General features: G+C 65.8%; 18 protein-coding genes. 12 read left to right on the top strand and 6 right to left on the bottom strand.

Annotated elements, in window-relative coordinates:
• The first annotated feature begins 63 nt into the window (after window positions 1–63).
• Together IC762_RS26255 and IC762_RS26250 are read left to right on the top strand one after the other, a co-directional pair.
• Window positions 64–768: a TetR/AcrR family transcriptional regulator gene (locus IC762_RS26255; protein ID WP_195785086.1), complete on the top strand. Its 705-nt coding sequence runs from the start codon at window positions 64–66 to the stop codon at window positions 766–768.
• 158 nt (window positions 769–926) lie between these two features.
• The gene (locus IC762_RS26250; protein WP_195785085.1) at window positions 927–2,639 is read left to right on the top strand and encodes a sulfatase-like hydrolase/transferase; all 1,713 of its coding nucleotides are present in this window, start codon (window positions 927–929) and stop codon (window positions 2,637–2,639) included.
• Window positions 2,640–2,794: 155 nt separating this feature from the next.
• On the opposite strand, the gene IC762_RS26245 is transcribed toward IC762_RS26250, so the two are convergent.
• The gene (locus IC762_RS26245) at window positions 2,795–2,950 is read right to left on the bottom strand and encodes a hypothetical protein (protein ID WP_195785084.1); all 156 of its coding nucleotides are present in this window, start codon (window positions 2,948–2,950) and stop codon (window positions 2,795–2,797) included.
• Between IC762_RS26245 and IC762_RS26240 the strand changes: the two genes are divergently transcribed.
• From IC762_RS26240 to IC762_RS26230, 3 genes are read left to right on the top strand one after another with little or no spacing between them, the layout of a single operon-like run.
• Window positions 2,949–4,115 (top strand): COG1470 family protein, encoded by a 1,167-nt coding sequence (locus IC762_RS26240; protein WP_195785083.1) that lies wholly within the window; start codon window positions 2,949–2,951, stop codon window positions 4,113–4,115. The two genes, IC762_RS26245 and IC762_RS26240, sit on opposite strands and share 2 nt — an antisense overlap.
• A complete protein-coding gene (locus tag IC762_RS26235; RefSeq protein ID WP_195785082.1) occupies window positions 4,112–5,098 on the top strand; it encodes an ABC transporter ATP-binding protein in 987 nt (328 codons plus the stop codon). The genes IC762_RS26240 and IC762_RS26235 overlap by 4 nt, the downstream gene beginning before the upstream one ends.
• On the top strand, window positions 5,088–6,050 hold the full coding sequence (locus tag IC762_RS26230; RefSeq protein WP_195785081.1) for an ABC transporter permease: 963 nt from the start codon (window positions 5,088–5,090) through the stop codon (window positions 6,048–6,050). Before IC762_RS26235 ends, IC762_RS26230 begins: the two co-directional genes overlap by 11 nt.
• A gap of 83 nt (window positions 6,051–6,133) precedes the next feature.
• Here the strand turns inward: IC762_RS26230 and IC762_RS26225 are convergent, their stop codons facing one another.
• Entirely contained in the window at window positions 6,134–7,693 is a 1,560-nt protein-coding gene (locus IC762_RS26225; RefSeq protein WP_195785080.1) for a glycine betaine ABC transporter substrate-binding protein, read from the bottom strand.
• On the bottom strand, window positions 7,690–8,478 hold the full coding sequence (locus IC762_RS26220) for an ATP-binding cassette domain-containing protein (protein WP_195785079.1): 789 nt from the start codon (window positions 8,476–8,478) through the stop codon (window positions 7,690–7,692). Before IC762_RS26220 ends, IC762_RS26225 begins: the two co-directional genes overlap by 4 nt.
• A gap of 112 nt (window positions 8,479–8,590) precedes the next feature.
• Here IC762_RS26220 and IC762_RS26215 point away from each other — a divergent pair, with 112 nt between their 5' ends.
• From IC762_RS26215 to IC762_RS26205, 3 genes are read left to right on the top strand one after another with little or no spacing between them, the layout of a single operon-like run.
• Window positions 8,591–9,880, top strand: a complete 1,290-nt coding sequence (locus IC762_RS26215; RefSeq protein WP_195785078.1) for a YcaO-like family protein — start codon at window positions 8,591–8,593, stop codon at window positions 9,878–9,880.
• Complete coding sequence (locus IC762_RS26210; protein WP_195785077.1) at window positions 9,877–10,578, top strand: TfuA-like protein; 702 nt, start codon at window positions 9,877–9,879, stop codon at window positions 10,576–10,578. Before IC762_RS26215 ends, IC762_RS26210 begins: the two co-directional genes overlap by 4 nt.
• Before the next feature lie 12 nt (window positions 10,579–10,590).
• Entirely contained in the window at window positions 10,591–10,812 is a 222-nt protein-coding gene (locus tag IC762_RS26205; protein WP_195785076.1) for an Os1348 family NHLP clan protein, read from the top strand.
• A gap of 35 nt (window positions 10,813–10,847) precedes the next feature.
• Here the strand turns inward: IC762_RS26205 and IC762_RS26200 are convergent, their stop codons facing one another.
• Window positions 10,848–11,348, bottom strand: coding sequence for a hypothetical protein (locus tag IC762_RS26200; protein WP_195785075.1), 501 nt, complete (start codon window positions 11,346–11,348; stop codon window positions 10,848–10,850).
• A gap of 283 nt (window positions 11,349–11,631) precedes the next feature.
• On the opposite strand from IC762_RS26200, the gene IC762_RS26195 reads away from it, so the two are divergent.
• The gene (locus IC762_RS26195) at window positions 11,632–14,631 is read left to right on the top strand and encodes an ATP-binding protein (protein WP_195785074.1); all 3,000 of its coding nucleotides are present in this window, start codon (window positions 11,632–11,634) and stop codon (window positions 14,629–14,631) included.
• 35 nt (window positions 14,632–14,666) lie between these two features.
• Here IC762_RS26195 and IC762_RS26190 read toward each other — a convergent pair whose 3' ends face one another.
• Window positions 14,667–14,882, bottom strand: coding sequence for a hypothetical protein (locus tag IC762_RS26190; protein ID WP_195785073.1), 216 nt, complete (start codon window positions 14,880–14,882; stop codon window positions 14,667–14,669).
• Window positions 14,883–15,128: 246 nt separating this feature from the next.
• Here IC762_RS26190 and IC762_RS26185 point away from each other — a divergent pair, with 246 nt between their 5' ends.
• The 3 genes from IC762_RS26185 to IC762_RS26175 all read left to right on the top strand — a co-directional run bounded on the left by IC762_RS26185 (window position 15,129) and on the right by IC762_RS26175 (window position 17,137).
• Window positions 15,129–15,965, top strand: a complete 837-nt coding sequence (locus IC762_RS26185; RefSeq protein ID WP_195785072.1) for a metal-dependent phosphohydrolase — start codon at window positions 15,129–15,131, stop codon at window positions 15,963–15,965.
• 128 nt (window positions 15,966–16,093) lie between these two features.
• Window positions 16,094–16,804: a hypothetical protein gene (locus IC762_RS26180; protein ID WP_246801253.1), complete on the top strand. Its 711-nt coding sequence runs from the start codon at window positions 16,094–16,096 to the stop codon at window positions 16,802–16,804.
• Window positions 16,805–16,843: 39 nt separating this feature from the next.
• Complete coding sequence (locus tag IC762_RS26175; protein WP_195785071.1) at window positions 16,844–17,137, top strand: DUF3551 domain-containing protein; 294 nt, start codon at window positions 16,844–16,846, stop codon at window positions 17,135–17,137.
• Between the two features lie 21 nt (window positions 17,138–17,158).
• On the opposite strand, the gene IC762_RS26170 is transcribed toward IC762_RS26175, so the two are convergent.
• Window positions 17,159–18,358 (bottom strand): FAD-dependent monooxygenase, encoded by a 1,200-nt coding sequence (locus IC762_RS26170; protein WP_195785070.1) that lies wholly within the window; start codon window positions 18,356–18,358, stop codon window positions 17,159–17,161.

Below are 18,358 nucleotides of genomic sequence, written 5' to 3'. Positions count from 1 at the left end.
GCGAGCGGTCAATCAGTGTAATCGGCGCTTACATTCACAAGCGGGTGATGCTAGACGTCCCGGATGCGCCGTCCCGCCAAGAGCCCGCCGTCTCGACGCCCCGCCGCGCCGCGTCCGGCTGCGCCGCGCCCGGCGGCGGCAAAGCCCTATCATCACGGCGATCTCCGACGCGTCCTGATCGAGGCGGCGATGCAGCTGGCCGGCGAGGGCGGTCCGGACGCAGTCAGCGTCCGCGAGGCCGCCCGCCGCGCCGGGGTCTCGCCGGGCGCGCCGTTCCGGCATTTTCCAAGCCGGGATGCGCTGATGAATGCGGTCGCGGAGGAGGCGCAGCGCCGCTTCCGCGCCGAGATTGAGGCGGCGCTGGCCGATGCGCCGCCCACTGACCCCTTGGCCCGCTTCCGTGCCACCGGCATCGCCTATCTGCGCTGGGCGATGACGAACCCGACCTATTTCGAGATCATCTCCAGCCGCCGCTTCTTCGACCATGACCGCTCGGCCACAGTCGCAAGCGACAATGCCGAGCTGATCGCCTCGACCGAACGGACACTGGCCGATGCATTTGCTGCCGGCCAGCTTCGGGTGCGTGACCTGAAGCAGGTCCAGATTGCCGGCCGCGCGCTGGTCTATGGTTTTGCGCGGATGTTCATCGACGGCCACCTGCCACGCTGGGGCGTCCCTGACGCGGAGGCCGAAGGGATGGCCGCAAGGATCGTCGATCTCTTCATTGCAAGCATCGCCACGCGCGCTGCGCCTGCTGCCAAAGTTTAAACCGCGCGAGGTCGCCGGCGGCCGGGCAGTTCATTGCGTATTCATGACGGATAAATTACAGTTTTGTGACACGGTGCAGATACCGGCTGTGCGGTGTGCCTTATGGCCTTGGCGGCCGAGGGCCTTCGCATTGCGCCGGGATTGTATCGCGTTTCGCCATGGCGCCCGCGCCTCAGCAAAATTCCTCGGTCGCCGCGCTGGCCGGCGGCCTTGCCGCGATTGGCGTCTGGCGACTGATGGCGCTGGCTGCGCCGCATCTCTCCGCACTGGTCCTGATGCTGCGGACCGAGGCCGACTTCGGCTCGCGGCTCTGCTTCCTCTTGACCTGGGGCATCCTGAACTTCCTGTTCATTGCGCTGCTGCGCCGGCCGGCACTGTCGAGCGCGCTGTCGCTGACCATCGTGGTGCTGGTGGTGCTGCTGTCGCGGTTCAAGCACGACGTGGTGCAGATGACCGCGAACTTCGTCGACCTGATGGTGATCGATCGCGACACCGCAGCGTTCCTGCTCACGATCTTCCCGAACCTGCGCTGGTCGGTCATCGGCGCCGGGCTCGTCACGTTGCCGCTGATGTATGCGCTGTGGTGGCTCGATCCGTTCCGCATCCGCCGCTTGCCGGCCGCGGCCCTCTGCCTTGCCTGCGCCGCGGCGCTGTCGGGCTACGCCTTCGCCTGGCCGGATGAGGACTGGCGCGGCTATTACGACGACGGCTACGTCTCGAAATTTGCGCGCTCCGGCGTCACCGCGGTGTCCGATTTCGTCGCCTACGGCTTCATGGAGAAGGATCCGGTCGCGAACGAGCAGCTCAAGGTGCCGCCGGTCGATGCCTGCCATCCCGCCGGCCGGCGGCCGAACATCATCATGATCCATGATGAATCGAGCTTCGACATCCGCGCCGCCGCCGGCGTCAAGGTGCCGCCGGGCTACGGCAGCCAGTTCAAATCCTACGACGGTGTCGCGCGCAAATTCCTCGCCGAAAGCAACGGCGGACCGAGCTGGTTCACCGAATACAACGTGCTCGCCGGACTGTCGTCTCGCTCGTTCGGCCGCTTCGCCTATTTCGTCACCCGGATCGCCTCGGGGCGCGTCGACCGCGGCTTGCCGCTCGCGCTGCGCCGCTGCGGTTACGACACGCTGTCGCTCTATCCGGCGTTCGGCGGCTTCATGAGCGCGCGCAGCTTCCAGGCCACCACCGGCATCCAGCACTTCTATGACGCGCGCGACCTGCACGCCAAGGACGTCGAGCCCGACAGCTTCTTCTACGACAAGGCGTTGGGCTTGATGGCGGAGCAGAAGGCGTCGGGCATGCCGCTGTTCACCTTCGTCTATCTCGCGGCCAATCATTTCCCGTGGGAGACGACATTCCGTCCCGACCTGCTGCCGTCATGGCAGCGACCGGGCAATACGCCGGCGGTGGACGAATATCTGCGCCGGCAGGCCATGAGCGCCAGCGACTATGCCGGCTTCGTCGCGGCGCTGAAGCGCAAGTTTCCGGCGCAGCCGTTCCTGATCGTGCGTTACGGCGATCATCAGCCGGAATTCTCGCCGCAGCTGCTCGACCCCGGGCTCGACGAGGCCGGCATCGGCAAGAAACTGTCGGCCTACGATCCGCGCTACTTCGCGACCTATTACGCGATCGATGCGGTCAATTTCGAGCCGGTGAAAAGCCCGGCGGTGATGGACACGATCGATGCCGCCTATCTGCCGCTGGTGATCCAGGAGGCCGCCGGCATTCCGCTCGATCCGTCGTTCGAGGAGCAGAAAGAGATCATGCTCCGCTGCAACGGCAAGTTCTATTCCTGCAACAACGGCGCCGAGGCGCGCCGCTTCAATCGCATGTTGATCGATGCGGGGATCATCAAGGGGCTTTGACGAAGCGTGGGATGGGTGGAGCGAAGCGAAACCCATCATCTTGATACGCGGCGGAAAAGTGACTGGTTTCGCTTCGCTCTACCCATCCTGCGCCATTGCCGGAATGACAGTGCCGTGATCGCCGCATGACCTAGACCAACGTCGTTAGACGAAGGTCATTCGCGCAGACGCCCAGCATTACTCATTTGTAATTGGGTCGCCGAGATTTCGTCACGATTGTTTCGATGATCTGTCGCGCCGCTGCCACGGTGTTCACCGGCGCGCAGCGCAACCCCGCCAATCTTGCCTCTCTTGCAGGAGTGTTTGCCCATGCGAGCGCTCGATCTTGCGCGTCTTGTCGTTGCCCTCGGCTTCATCGTCCCCGCAGCCCGTGCCGCGGAGCCGCCCCGCGACATCAAGGGGCTCTATCTGATGACGGACTATCCGGCCGTCACCATCAGGCCCGGCACCACCTCGAACATCTCGCTGCGTCTGCAGAATTACGGCCTCGGTCCGCAGCGCTACAAGCTCTCGGTCGACGGTGTGCCTGATGGCTGGACCGCGACGCTGCTCGGCGGCGGCCAGCCGGTCGCAGCCGCGATGCCGGCGCCCGATTCCAGCGTGCCGTTGCAGCTGCGGCTCGACGTGCCCGCCAACGCTTCGCTCGCCGAGCAGACCTTGACCGTGAAGGCCGAAGGGCAGGGCAGCGACGCGACGCTGCCGATCGCGGTCGCGCTCGCCAAGGAATTGCCGGCCAAGCTCACGGTCTCGTCGAAGCTGCCCGAACTGCGCGGCAGCCCGAAATCGAATTTCGAGTACACGCTGACCATCAAGAACGACAGCGGCCGCAACCTGGTCGCAAGCTTCGCGGCGGCAGCGCCCGCGAATTTCGAGACCTCGTTCACCGAAGCCTACGGCACGCAGGAACTGTCCTCGATCCCGATCGATGCCGGCCAGTCCAAGGACATCAAGCTGAAGGTGCGCCCGCCGAGCGCCGTCGACGCCGGTCATTTCCCGGTCAAGGTCACGGTCAACGCCGAGGATGCAACGGCGCAGATCGAGCTGGCGCTCGATATCGCCGGCCAGCCGCAGTTGCAGCTCTCCGGCCGTGACGGGCTGTTGAGCGCGCGTGCGGTCGCGGCCGAGCAGAGCACGATTCCGGTCGTCGTCACCAACACCGGCACCGCGCCGGCCGAGAACATCGCGCTCGCCGCGACCGCGCCGAGCGGCTGGAAGGTCACGTTTCAGCCAGCCACGATCGATCGGCTGGTGCCCGGCAAGGACACCGAGGTGCAGGCGCTGGTGACGCCGAGCGACAAATCGCTCGCCGGCGACTACCAGCTCGCGATGCGCGCCACCTCGCGCGGCGAGACGGCGTCGAGCCAGTTCCGCGTCACGGTCAACACCTCGACGGTTTGGGGCATGGCCGGAGCCGGCGTGATCGGCGTCGCGCTGCTCTTGATGCTGGGTGCGGTCGCGAGGTTCGGACGGCGATGAGCGAGCAGCAGAGCGAAACCGCCGCGGTGCCATCTGACGTCGTGATCGCGGCCCGCGATCTCACCAAGCGCTACGGTAAAACCAGCGTCGTTGACGCCATCAACTTCAACATCAACAAGGGTGAGGTGTTCGGGCTGCTCGGCCCGAATGGTGCCGGCAAGACCACGACCATTTTGATGATGCTCGGTCTCACCGAGATCTCGTCCGGCCGGGTCTCGGTGCTCGGCTTCGATCCGGCGCGGGCGCCGCTCAAGGTGAAGCGGCGGGTCGGCTACTTGCCCGACGCCGTCGGCTTCTACGACCATCTGACCGCGGTGGAGAATCTCGCCTACGTCGCCAAGCTGATGGGCCTGTCGATGGCCGAGCGGTCGCAGCGGATCGTGGCCGCGCTGTCGCGGGTGCGCCTGCTCGAGGTCGCCAACAAGCGGGTCGCGACCTTCTCGCGCGGCATGCGGCAGCGGCTCGGACTTGCCGAGATCATCGTCAAGCGGGCCGAGATCGCCATCCTCGACGAGCCGACCTCGGGTCTCGACCCGCAGGCGACGCTCGAATTCCTCGACCTGATCCGCGAACTGAAGGCCGAGGGTGTCACCGTGCTGCTGTCCTCGCACATGCTCGACCAGGTGCAGCGCGTCTGCGATCGGGTCGCGCTGTTTCGCACCGGCAAGATCGTGATGATGGGATCGGTCGCCGAACTCGCCGTCCAGGTGCTGGGCGCGGGCTTCGTCGTCGAGGTCGAGGCCGACGGCGCCGGCATCGCGCGACGGCTCTCGGCGATCCCCGGCGTCGACAAGGTCGAGGAGCTCGCCGAGGACCGCTTCCGCATGACCGCGGACCGCGACGTGCGCGCCGATGCGGCGCGCGCGGTGGTCGCGGCCAATGGCGCGTTGCGGCGGCTCTCGGTCGACGAGCCGAGCCTGGAGGCGATCTACGCTCATACCTTCCAGGCCAGGGAATCGAAAGGAGTGCGCGATGCGGCGTGAAGGTTCGGCTTTCCAGGGCGCGGGCGCCGTCTTCATCAAGGAGCTGTCCGACAACATCTCGAGTGTCCGCATGCTGATGCTCGAACTCCTGATCGTGTTGACCGCGATGGCGGCGCTCTATGAGGCGATCGACACGCTACGCCAGAGCACGGCGGAGGATCCGTTCCTGCTGCTGCGTCTGTTCACAGTCGACCGCGCGCCGCTGCCGTCCTTTGTCGCCATCCTCGGCTTCCTGATTCCGCTGATGGCGATCGGGCTCGGCTTCGACCTGATCAACAGCGAGCATAACCGCCGCACGTTGTCGCGAATCCTGGCGCAGCCGATCTATCGCGACGCGCTGCTGCTCGGCAAATATCTCGCAGGGCTTGCGACTATCGCGATCAGCCTGACCGCGCTGTGGCTGATGGTGATCGGGCTCGGCCTGATCTTTCTCGGCGTCCCGCCGGGCGGCGAGGAGATCGCGCGTTCGCTGGCGTTTCTGGTGATCGCGATCTTCTATGCCGGGGTCTGGCTGTCGCTTGCGATGCTGCTGTCGATCGTGTTCCGCTCGCCGGCGACGGCGGCATTGGTCGCGCTCGGCATCTGGCTGTTCCTGACGGTGCTGTGGCCGATGCTGGCGCCGGCGATCGCGCAAGCGATCGCGCCGCCTGATCCCCGCTTCGCCGCGCTCGGCCTCGACACGCCCGACACGGCGATATGGACCCAGCTGTTGCAGCGGTTCTCGCCGAACGAGCTGTTCGGCGAAGCGATGCTGGCGGTGCTGTCGCCGACCACCCGCACGCTCGGTCCGGTGTTCCTCGATCAGATCCGCGGCGCCGTGATGGGCGCCCCGCTGCCGTTCGGCCAAAGCATGATGATCGCCTGGCCGCAGACGGTGGGGCTGATCGCCTGCACCATCGTGCTGTTCGTCGCCGGCTACATCCTGTTCCAGCGGCAGGAGGTCAGGGCCTGATAGCGGGTATGATTCCGAAAGGTGATCATGCTCGACGAGAAGCTGAAGCGTGAGAATGGTTGGATCCGGTCTTCCGTTGCGCTTTAGCGTGTGCTGGTCTTTCCCCAGAGCCAGCGCGCGACCGCGTCGGGCGACGACGATGAGTCGTTGCCCGACGCACGCAAATTCGCCTCGCGCATGGTGGCGATGTCGATCTTGCCGAGCAGCGGTTGCAGCGCGGTTCGCATCGCCTGATCGTCCTTGCGCTTCGGCGACAGCAGCACGATCGCGTCATAGGGCGGAATGGCGTGTCGGTCGTCGTCGAGCACGACGAGATCGTATTTCGCGATCAGCCCGTCGCTGGTGTAGCCGGCGATGACGTCGACCTCGCCGGACGCGACCGCCGCATACATGAAGTCCGGCTGCATCTGGCGCTGGGCGCGGAACGACAAGCCGTAGGTTTTCTGGATGCCGGCCCATTCCGGCCGCGAGAAGAATTCATAGTCGCCGGCGATCGACATCGCCGGCGCCCGCGACGCAAGGTCCGCGATCGAATGGATGCCGAGTGCGTCGGCGCGCTTCCTCGGCATCACCAGCGCATAGGCGTTCTCGAAGCCGAGCTCGCCGAGCAGGGTGATGTTCTGCCTGGCCAGCGTAGCCTTCAGATCATCCAGCAGCTCGGCGCGCGGCTTGATATCGGTGTGGTGGAACTGGTTCGCCCACAGCGTGCCGGAATAGTCGACATAGACGTCGATGTCGCCGCTCGCGAGCGCATCGAAAATCACGTTGGAGCCGAGCCCGGCGCGCGTCGTTGCCGGCAGCCCGGCGGCCTGCAGCCGCTGCGCCAGCAGCGCCGAGAGCACATATTGTTCGGCGAAGGTTTTGGCGCCGACGACATAGCGCGCCTGCGGCTGCGCGAACGCCTGAAACAGCGTCGCCGCGATCAGGGCGGCGATGCCGAGCCCGCCGAGCGCAGTGCGGATCCGGCTGCGCTTGCGCAGCCCGGTCTCGATCAGCGCCAGCAGCTGGTCGACGACCAGTGCGAGCACCGCTGCGGCGAGGCAGCCGAACAGCACGAACACCCAGTTCTGGGTTTGCAGCCCCGCGAAGATGTAGTTGCCGAGGCTGGTCTGGCCGATCGGCGTCGACAGCGTGGCGGTGCCGATCACCCACACCGCCGCGGTGCGGATGCCCGCCATCATCACCGGCAGCGCCAGCGGCATCTCGACCATGGTGAGCGACTGCCGCGGCGTCATGCCGACGCCTTGCGCTGCTTCCAGCACCGCCGGATCGACGCCCGACAGGCCGGTGATGGTGTTGCGCAGCACCGGCAGCATCGAATAGAGCGCGAGCGCCAGCACCGCCGGCAGGAAGCCGAACGCCGAGAAGCTGAAGCCGAACCATGTCGCCGTCAGCGCCGCGAGCGCCAGCAGCAGCGGATAGAACAGCGCGAGCAGCGCAAGGCCCGGCACCGTCTGCACGATGCTGGCAAGCCCGAGCAGCGCGCCGCGCAGCACCGGCCGGTTGCGGGCGACGATCGCGAGCGGCAGGCTGATCAGAAGCCCGAGCGCCAGCGCGGCGACGCTGACCCGCACATGGTTGCCGAGATAATCCGGCAGATGGGACAGCGCCTCGTGCCAGCGCGGGTCGGCGACGAGATTCATGCGGCGCCGTCCCGCGGCAGCAGTGCCCCAAGCCGTTCGGCCTGCCGCCGCGGCGTGCGCAGCAGCTCGCCGACGTAAGCATCGGTGCTGGTCGAGAGCTCCGCCGGCGTGCCGAGCGCAAGCAGTCTGCCGGTCCGCATCACCGCGACGCGGTCGGCCAGCAGCAGCGCTTCGGTCATATCATGCGTGATCATGATGGTGGTCAGCCCGAGCTCGCGATGCAGGGCGCGATAATCCTCGCCGAGCGCGTCGCGGGTGAGGGGATCGAGCGCGCCGAACGGCTCGTCCATCAGCACGATGCGCGGCTTCGCGGCCAGCGCACGCGCCACGCCGACGCGCTGGCGCTGGCCGCCGGAGAGCTCGTGCGGCAGGCGGTCGCGATAGAGCGCGCGGTCGAGCCGCACCAGGTCGAGCAACTCGTCGACCCGCGCCGATATCTCGGCCGGCGGCCAGCCCAGCAGTTTTGGCGTGATGCCGATATTGGCTGCGACCGCGAGATGCGGAAACAAACCGCCGCTCTGAAACACGTAGCCGATGCGGCGACGCAGCAGGATCGGGTCGATACGGCCGACATCCTCGCCCTCGACCGTGACCGTGCCGCGGTCGGCCTCGATCAGGCGGTTGGCGAGCCGGAGCAGGGTGGTCTTGCCCGAGCCCGAGCCGCCGACGATGGCCAGGAATTCGCCCTCGGCTACCGCGAGCGAGACATCGTCGACCGCCACCACGCGGCCGCCGTCAAAACTCTTGCCGACACCGGCGTAAGCGATCAGCGGCGTTGCGGGCATCGGGTCGACGTCTCCCAGGGCGCCGGCTTGCCACCGCTCGTGACTTCGGCATCTGATCTATTATGCTGACCGCAGCGTCGACGGAAGGGCGGCAGTCGACGGAAGGGCGGCAATGGGCGTCGATCAGTGCAACTATGAGGACTGGCTCGCCGCCAGGGAACTCAAATACAGCGCCACAGGCGTCGAGCGCTCGGTCAAGCCGGCCGCCACGATCCGCCGGGCGCGCGCTGTGCTCGACATCATCGGCGTCACCAAGGTCGCCGACGTGACCGATCTCGACCGGATCGGCATCCCGAACTTCGTGGCGGTGCGGCCGCACGATGCCGAAGGCGGCATCTCCTATTACAACGGCAAGGGGACGACGCGGGACCAGGCCCATGCCGGCGCGATGATGGAAGCCATCGAACGTCATGCGGCCGAACGGTACGACGGTCCGATCATCGCCGCATCCCATGCCAATTTGCGCCGTCAAGGTGCCTGCGTCGATCCGCTGGACATTCATGTTCCGATGGTACGCGACTATGGCGAGAACATCCGCCTGGAGTGGGCGCAGGGGTTCGACCTGATCGCGCGCCGCCCCATCTATGTGCCGTTGAACTGTTTGCTGGCGCCTTATCGTCCCTATGTCGGGGAGCTGCTGTTCTATTCGAGCACCAACGGTCTTGCCTCCGGCAACACCCGGGTCGATGCGCTCTGCCACGCGCTCTGCGAGGTGATCGAGCGCGACACCGTCGCGCTTGCGATGGCCGAGACGCTGGTCAGGCCGGCGGTGATCGAAACTCTCTCGGAGATCGGATTCGATCAATGCCCGACATCGGCCTCTCCGGGAAAGCCCTTGATCTCGCTGCGAGGCCTGCCGCGTCATGCCGCAGCACTGGTCCGTAAGATGCAGCGCGCCGGTCTCGGCATCGAACTCCGAAACTTGACGTCCGAGCTCGGTATCCCGACCATCGACTGCGTCGTCACCGAGCAGGAGGGGCCCTCGGGTGTCGCGGTTGCCTATCGCGGAGCAGGGACCCATCCCGATGCGCGCATTGCGCTGACGCGCGCCCTGACCGAGGCTGCGCAATCGCGGCTGACCGGAATCCACGGCGGTCGGGAGGATCTAACGGATTTCGCGCCGCCCACCGCGCGCCAATTGTCGGCGCCCGGTCAGCCGACCATCAGCTTCGGCGACATTCCGTCCCACGAGCATGCCTCGGTCAATGAGGACCTCGCGTTCATCATTGACCGGATGCGCGCCGCCGGGTTCGATCAAGCCGTCGCGTTCGATCTGACCAGGGCCGAGGTCGGAATTCCGGTGGTGCGTGTGGTGGTCCCGCGCGCCGAATCGTGGACGATATTCATCGAGCAGAGCGGCCGCGCTGCCCTGGGGCCTCGGGCATTGCGACGGATCACATGAACCGGCCTGACGCCGCTGCGCCGATCGCCGATCCGGTGGCGTCGCCGAGGATGATCGTGTTTGCCGGCCCGTCGATCACCGAGAGCGAGATGCGCAAGCACGCCGTTGCCACCTATGCGGCCCCGGTCCGGCGCGGTGATCTCGCTGATCTCGATGACTACGACACCGTCGTCATCGTCGATGGCGAGTTCGGCCAGAGCCTGTCGGTATCGCCGAAGGAAATCCTTGGGCTGCTCGCGCGGGGAAAAACCGTCATCGGCGCGTCGAGCATGGGCGCGTTGCGGGCCTCCGAGCTCGACCGTTCCGGCATGCTCGGCATCGGCTGGGTCTACGACTATTTCCGACGCAGCGTCGTCCGCCGGGACGCCGATGTGGCGCTGGTCTACTCGCCATTCGACATGAAGCCGATCACCGTGCCAATGGTCGATCTCGAATACTGGATGGAAGGCGCCAGTCGCGCCGGCCTGATCTCGCGCCCGGACAGGGCCCGCCTGCTCAAGGCGGGGCGCAGCATCTTCTTTGCCGATCGAACGCCGGACCGGCTGATGGAGGCTTTGCATCGCGCCGTCGGCGCCAGCATGCTCAAGACGCTGCTCGCATTCTCGGATGGCGTTGTTCCAGACGTGAAATCACGCGACGCGGTCGAAGCGGTTCGGTTCGGCGCGTCACGGTCAGCGCGGGCCAGGGATCAGGGTTAGCGGGTGCGCAGCATGGACGAGCAATTGCCACCCGACGCATTCCCTCCGCCGAGCCTGCAGCTGAAGGAGCTGCTCGGCCGAGCCCTGCTGGACGAGGAATTGCGCGAGCGCCTGCTGACCGATCCCGGCTCAATTGCGCGGGAACTCGACCTGTCAGCCGCCGAGACCAAGGCCCTCATGCGGCTCGACCGTGCGGCATTCGAGCAGCGCGCTACGCGACTGCGCGAGACCTGAGCCAAGCCAAAGTCTTGCCGATCGATTGAACCGTGTCAGGGGAATTTGGGCGGGCAGCACATCGTAAATCGAAGCAGTGTTGGCCGGTCGCTCCCATCCTGGTATTCCCATACCAGCTTTATCTGGTGTACGGTTTCGCCGGCAGGCAGGTCGACGATATCGATGATCATCGGGATCGGATCGGGCGTCGAGTTGAAGCATTTGCGGATGCAGGCATCCAACAGCGCGCAACGTGTCAGTGGAATGACAGTCGGCTCGTCTTGCGAGAGCGGCGTGCTGTTCGGCTGATTGGTGAGATCGAGACGGGCCAGTCCCATCTCCTTCATCCAGAAGGCGCCGGCCCCATTTGGCCAAGTGTTCAGCGGCGTCAGGATCGGCTGGTATTGGCCGTACTCCATCGTATCCATGTGGATCAGACTGGACGCCTGGAGCGTGGCCACGCTCGTCTTCATGGCGCTCAATGGAAAGTAGTTCTTGTTCATAGCGTCTTTGTAAGCCTGATTATTGTATATTTTGGCACCAAAAAGCCGCGGCATGGTCAGTATTCCCTGCTATCTGAAAATCGGTGGCGACGGGATCAGTGAAGCGAAGTCTACGACAGGTTGCGTTGTTGGCAAGCGTCACGCATGCCTTTTGCTCCGGAATCGGCGATCGCATGGAGGGGATGGTGAGAAGGCAGCTGAGACTTCCGGCCTCGGCAAGGGGGCGGGCCTCCCTCCCAATATACGACTTGTCCCGTTATTTCTGCTGCGTCACAATTGAACGGTTCCCCATGCTGGGCAGGCCGCCGGGCGCCCGGTTCGAGATGCGTCTGCCGATGTGAGCTTAGAAACACCGTCAACTGCCGATCCTGACAGCGAGCGCAAGTTCGTCACTATCCTCCGCGCCGACGTTGTCCACTCGACCGACCTTATTGCTGAGCTTGAGCCCGAGCAGGCCGTCTCGCGCCTCGAGCCGGCGCTCGAGGCCATGCGCGCTGCCGTGCGCCAGTTCGGCGGGATCGTCAGCAAGGAACTCGGCGACGGGCTGTCGGCCGTCTTTGGCGCGCCGATCGCCGACGACAATCACGCGCCCCTGGCCTGTCACGCCGCAATCGAACTGGTCCGGCGGGTGCAGGCCCTGCGCGATCCCGGACTTCAGGTGCGCGTCGGGCTTCATTCCGGCCTCGTCGTCACTTACGTGGTCGCCAGTGAGTTTTCCAAGGTCTACGAGATCGGTGGTGCGGCGCAGCATCTGGCGGCGCGTCTGGAGTCGATTGCCGAGCCCGGCCAGATCTACGCTTCGGACGCCTGCCAGAAGCTTTCCGAGGGGCACGTTCGTTTTGAGTCTCTCGGACCCAAGACGCTGCGTGGCTTTGCCGAGCCGATCTCGATTTATCGCGTCGTTGGCGCCAGCGATCTGTCGAGCTGGCGCGTACGCAAGGCGCGCAGCGTCTCGCGATTCGTCGGTCGATCCGACGAGACGGCTCTGCTGCGCGGCGTCGCCGATAGCGTGGGGAGGGGCGGACAAACCATCTGTCTGAGCGGCGATCCGGGCATCGGCAAGTCGCGCCTGATTCACGAGTTCGTGCAGGAGCTGGAGGGCGAGGGCTGGAAGCTCATCGAGGCCGAATGCAGCCCGAACCTGCAGGGTTCGCCGTTTGCCGCACTGAAAGTCGTGCTGCTCTCAATTCTCGGCCCGAGGACCGGAAGCGAAGGCTCCGGACAGGCGGAGGATCCGCGATCGGGCTTGCCGCAGATCATGCGCACGGCGATCGATGCCGTGCTCGACCTGCCAATTTCAGACGCGCATTGGGATCGGCTGGAGCCACAATCGCGCGGCCGCGTCATCTCGGACGCCACCTGCGCGCTGGTCGAGAAAGCCGCAAGCCATCGGCGCACGGTGCTTCTGATCGAAGACCTGCACTGGCTCGATCGCGCCAGCGACTCCGTCGTGGCGGCGCTGACATCGCTGCGCGCGGCCAACCTCCTGATCGTCGTCACCAGCCGGCCGAGCGGACTTCCGGACTGGATCAGCCAAAGGGGCGTGAAGAACCTCTCCTTGCGACCTCTCGACGAGAGCTCCGGTTTGGCGATGCTCGACTCCATCGTCGGGCTATCGGCGACGACGCTGGACCTGAAGGGCCGGATTATTCGCCATACGGCGAGCGTGCCGTTGTTCATCGAGGAGGTCTGCCGCCGGCTCAAGGAGATCAATATTCTGCAGGGGCAATGGGGCGCGCTCATTCTCGCGAAATCCATCGAAGAACTCGGGATTCCCAACAGCATCCAGGGCGTCATCGCAGCGCGCCTCGATCGTCTGTCCAGGGAAGAGCGCATCGTGATGCAGGCGGCTGCGGCGCTTGGTCCTCGCTCGACCCTGGCCACGCTTCGCGAGGTCGCCGAACTTTCGGAAACCGTGTTGCAGGACTCTCTGGAAGGGCTCGACCGCGCCGAGTTGCTGGTGAGGGCGGCCGACTTGTCGGCGGAATCCTGCGAGTTTCCCCATGACATGGTGCGTCAGGTCACCTACGATTCGATGGTGCAGAGGACGCGCGAGCGAATCCACACACGCATTCTTGCGGTGTTGGAAGGCGACGAGGGCCTGCGGGATGAGCCCGACAAGCTCTGCTACCATGCGACGCGCGCGAGGAACTGGCCGAAGGCGTTCGCCTACGGCCGAACCGTCGCACGCAAATGTGTCGGGCGCTCCGCATTCGCCGATGCGGCCAGTCATTACGAGATTTCGATGGACGCGCTGGATCGAACGCCGGTTTCGCGCGAGCGCGAGACCGAGGCCATCGACCTGCGCATCGAAGCGCGTATGGCTTTCATGGGAACCGGGCGGGTATCCGAATGGCTCGATCTGGGCAGGCAGGCGGTCAAGCGCGCCGATTCGATCGACGACATCGGGCGCAAGGTGGCGGCCATGACGATCCGCGCGGCGGCGCAGAATTTCTACGGCACGCCGATCGAGGCGATCGCGGCCGGCGAGCAGGTCGTCCATCTGGCGGAAGAGTGGGGCAATCCCGGCTGGCTGAACCATGCCGAGTATGGGCTGGGGCAGGCCTATTATCTCGGTGGCCGCTATCGCGACTCCGAAACGATGCTGGCGCGCGCGTGTACGCAGTTGATGGGACCGGCGCCCCGAGCGCCGATCGGCACCACCACCAGATACATGCTGCTGATGTGCTGCATGATGAAGGCGATCGCGCATACGACGCTGGGCGAATTCGAGATCGCCGGTGAATTTCAGCGACGGGCCGACGAGATTGCCGACGAGAGCGGCCGGCCGTTCGATCGCGCCGCCGCGGCCTATAGCGGCGGCGGGCTGATCCTGGCGCGCGGCGATCCCGCCGCCGCAGCCATCCTGCTCGATGATGCATTCGCACTCGCGCGGGAGCACGACATGCGTATCTTCATTCCGGTGATCGGGTGTCAGCGCGGCATGGCCTATCTCGACCAGGGCCGTATCGATGCGGCGTCGGCAATTCTGACGGAAGCGCGCGAGGCCGCGCGGGCAGTGGGCTACACGTCGTCCGTTGTCCGGACCTCGACTCATTTGGCGGCTGCTCTGGCGCAGGCGGGACATTCCCCCGATGCCCTGCAAATGGTCCGCGACGCACGCAACACGGCCCGGCAGCAGGGGTTTCGCGGATTGGAGGCCGAGGCGCTGTATTACGAAGCCGTGATCACGCCCGCGACACATGAGGACGAGCGGTCAGCGGTCGTGCGCAGCTTGCAGGCCTGCATCGCGATCGCGACCGAGTGCGAGGCCAAGCCATTGCGCGCCAGGGCCGAAGCGCTGCTGGACCGGATGCTGGCCGCGACGCGAATTTAGTCAGGCCGGCCTTGTGTGGCGTTGCACGGCACACATCACACTTCGTTTTTCGGGACGTACTTGCCCGCGACGCATTTGTAGCCTTGCAAGCGCCAATCGTGATACGGCCCCTTGGCGAGCCAGTCGGCGATGCCGATCTGCGCATTCACTGCGCAGGCGTTCATGGTGATGCCGGATTGATCACTGTTGGTGACGACCTTTTCCATGCAGAGTTGAGCATTGCAGAGGATAGCGACGAGCGTGACGAGCATGTTAGCCTTTGATCGGTGTGATAAACGCGGTTGAACGCGATGTCTGAACCGACTCATGCAGGGTTCATGCCACTATCAGGGTCCAGCGGCACCGCGGTGCGCAACACCGGGAGACTACGGCCGGTGACCCGATCGCCACACCGCGCGGTGCGTAGCCGCACGCCCGCAGATACGCTATAGTGCATGCCCAACTACGACGCGAGATCGGAGCGAGATAGAAACGTTGCGCGGTCGGGGGCTGCATCGATGATGACGTTACCTGAATTGGCGGCAGGAGCTTTGGAGAAGTTTCTCGCCACCTGGGTCAGCCGCACGTTCGGAGCATCGCAGGCCCGCTTCGGCGAGCTGCTGCCTGCCGCGGCCCGCATCGCGCTGGAATGCATCGGCAACAGCGATGCGCTCTACCACAATGTCGAGCACACGATGCTGGTGACGCTTGCCGGCCACGACATCATCCGCGGCCGCGCACTGCACAGCCACGTCACCGCCGAGGACTACACGCATACGATCATCGCCTGCCTCTGCCACGACATCGGCTATGTCCGCGGCCTGCTGAAAGGCGACGGCCCGGACGGCTACGTCATCGATGCCAACGGCAAGAAGGTGGTGTTGCCGCGCGGCTCGTCGGATGCGGGCCTGATGCCCTATCATGTCGACCGCTCCAAGCTCTATGTGCTCGACCGGCTCGAAGCCGTGCTGCCGCTCGACCGCGAGCGCGTCGCGCGCAACATCGAGGGCACGCGGTTTCCGGCGCTGGAAGGCCAGCAATATGACGACGAGGCCGCGATCGTGCGCGCTGCCGATTTCATCGGGCAGCTCGGCGATCCCAACTACATCCGCAAGGCCAACGCGCTCTATCACGAGTTCGAGGAGGTCGGCATCAACCGCCAGCTCGGCTATGAATCGCCGGCCGACATCGTCGATCGCTATCCCCAGTTCTACTGGAACATGGTGTCGCCGCACATCCAGGGCGCGATCACCTGCCTCAACATGACGGCCAGCGGCCGGCAGTGGATCGCAAACCTCTACAGCAACGTCTTCCGCGCCGAGCGCGAGGTCACGCTGTCCGGCCCGCAAATCTGACGCGACTGCCGAGCTCCGCGGCCATTTGGCGCGGATTTCAGCCTCGTTTCCTGCTCGATTCGCGCAGCACCCCTGTTTAAGGCCGCTTCGCAGGTTGCAGAGTTCTTGCAAATCGGCGACCTTGAGCCATGGCCTTTCCTCGCGACCGTCGTCTCGATCGATCCAGCATGACATCCTGCTTCGCGCGGCTGATCGCGATCGCACTCGGCTATGCGCCCGTGTCGGCAATGGCGGCAGGCCCGGTCTATGACGTCGACCTGTACGCCCTGATGTCCGGCACCTGCCGCAACGTCACCATCGCCGGCCAAAGCTACACCTGCAAGGCGGTCGCCTATTTCCACACCCAGCGCGGCCGTTCCGAATTCACGGTCGTGCTCGACGATCCCGCCGACACGAGCCACATCGTCTCGTTCTCCGGCGAGAGCAGCGAGCGGAAAGAGGACAATCTGTTCGAGCTGTCGGTCGACCGCATGCTGCTCAAGTCCAAGGACCGCCCGCGGGTCGACGGCCTGCCGGCGCCGCTGGTCGAGATGTCGACGGGCTCGTGCCGGCAAGTCGGCAGCTTCGTGACGCGGCAGGTCTCCAGCGTCACCTGCGCCGCCACCGACCGCAACGGCAAGAAGTACGAGCTCGCATTCGAGTCGGATGGCTCGCCGATGACGCTGCGCCGGCTGCGGCAGACCTCGCTGCCGAGCGAGCGGCAGCGCGCGCGCCTGGTCGCGCAGGTCGAGTGCCGCCTCAAGGCCCGCGCCGCGCAGGTCCTGCCGCGCGACACCGCCGCCTTCATCATTCGCTGCCTTGGTGAGGACGACGACAAGCCGGCGGACGACCAGAAATAGCCGCGCGCCACCGCGGTCGAGACCACCAGGGAGAATCCGATGCGCCTGAGACTCTATGCGATTGCCGCCCTTGGTGCCGCTCTTGGTACTGTTTTTGGCGTCTGTGTCGCCGGGCCCGCCGCGGCGCAGGCCTACGATCCGAACTATCCGGTGTGCATGCACGTCTATGGCGGCCGGCTGACGGCCGACTACATCGATTGCAGTTTCACGTCGCTGCCGCAGTGCCAGGCGACGGCTTCGGGACGATCGGCGATGTGCTCGGAAAATCCATTCTACGCGCCGGCAGCCGCGCCCAAACGTCGCCTGCGCAAAGGCCGCCATCCCGTTCAGTGACGTGGAGACGAACGACGGCGGTCAGACCGGCGTGCGCAACGCATCGTAGCTGAATAGCCAGTCGTACCGCTCGCGCACCCGCTCGGGCTGCCATTCGCGCGAGACATAGGCATCGGCGCCCTCGGCATCGGCGAGCGCCGGATTGTGGAAGCGCTTGGCATTCTCCGCCGACTTCACCACGATCGCATTGGTTCGTTCGAGCCGCGCCGCCTGATAGCGTGGCAAGGCCTCACCCGGCGCAAAGCGGTCCAGGCAGCGCGCCAGCACCATGCCGTCCTCGATCGCCATGTTGGCACCCTGCGCCAGGAACGGCAGGGTCGGGTGCGCGGCGTCGCCGAGAAGGCAGGCGCGTCCCGCCACGAAGCGATCGAGCGGATCGCGTCCCAACAGGGCCCATTTGTAGGGCACATCGAGGCTGTCGATGATGCCGTGGATTTCGGGATTCCACCCCGCGAACGAGCGGCCACAGGCCTCGCGCGTGCCGCGTTCGGTCCAGGATTCCACGGGCCAGTTCTCGCCCTCGAAAATGCCGACGAAGTTCAATAACTCGCCGCCGCGGACCGGATAGGTGATGACATGGCCGCCGGGGCCAACCCAATTGGTGCCGACGTCGCGCTGCTGGCTCGCGGGCAGCCGCGCCATCGGCACGAGGCCGCGCCAGGCCGCCACACCGGCAAAGAAGGGTTTGGTGTCGCCGCCGACCTGCCGGCGGATTTCGGAATGCACGCCGTCGGCGCCGACCACGACGTCGCCGCGATGCCGCGCACCGTCGGCAAGCCGCAGCCAGATGCCGTCACCGTCCTCGTCGAAGCCGGTGCAGCGGCTGCCGAGATGCAGGTGGCCCGGCGCCCGCGCGTTGAAGGCATCGACCAGCACACGGTGGAAGTCGCCACGATGCACCATCCAGTATGGCGCGCCATAAAGCGTGCGTGAGGAGGCGCCGAGGTCGAACAGCTTCCAGGTCCGCCCGGTGCTGAACAGCCGGATCTCCTTGCCCGAGGGCTCGCAGGCAATGGCCTGCATCTGCGCTTCCAGACCGAGTGCGATCAGCACGCGGGTGCCGTTGGCGCTGAGCTGCACGCCGGCGCCGAGCTCGCGCAGCTCGGACGCCTGCTCGAAAATCTCGACCTCGATCCCGCGCTGGTGCAGCGCCAATCCCGCGACCAGCCCGCCGATGCCGGCGCCGGCAATCAGGACCTTCGGTTTCCGTTGTCCACTCAC

This window comes from Bradyrhizobium genosp. L, assembly GCF_015624485.1.
Taxonomy (GTDB): Bacteria; Pseudomonadota; Alphaproteobacteria; order Rhizobiales; family Xanthobacteraceae; genus Bradyrhizobium.
This window is presented reverse-complemented; position numbering and strand designations above follow the sequence as displayed.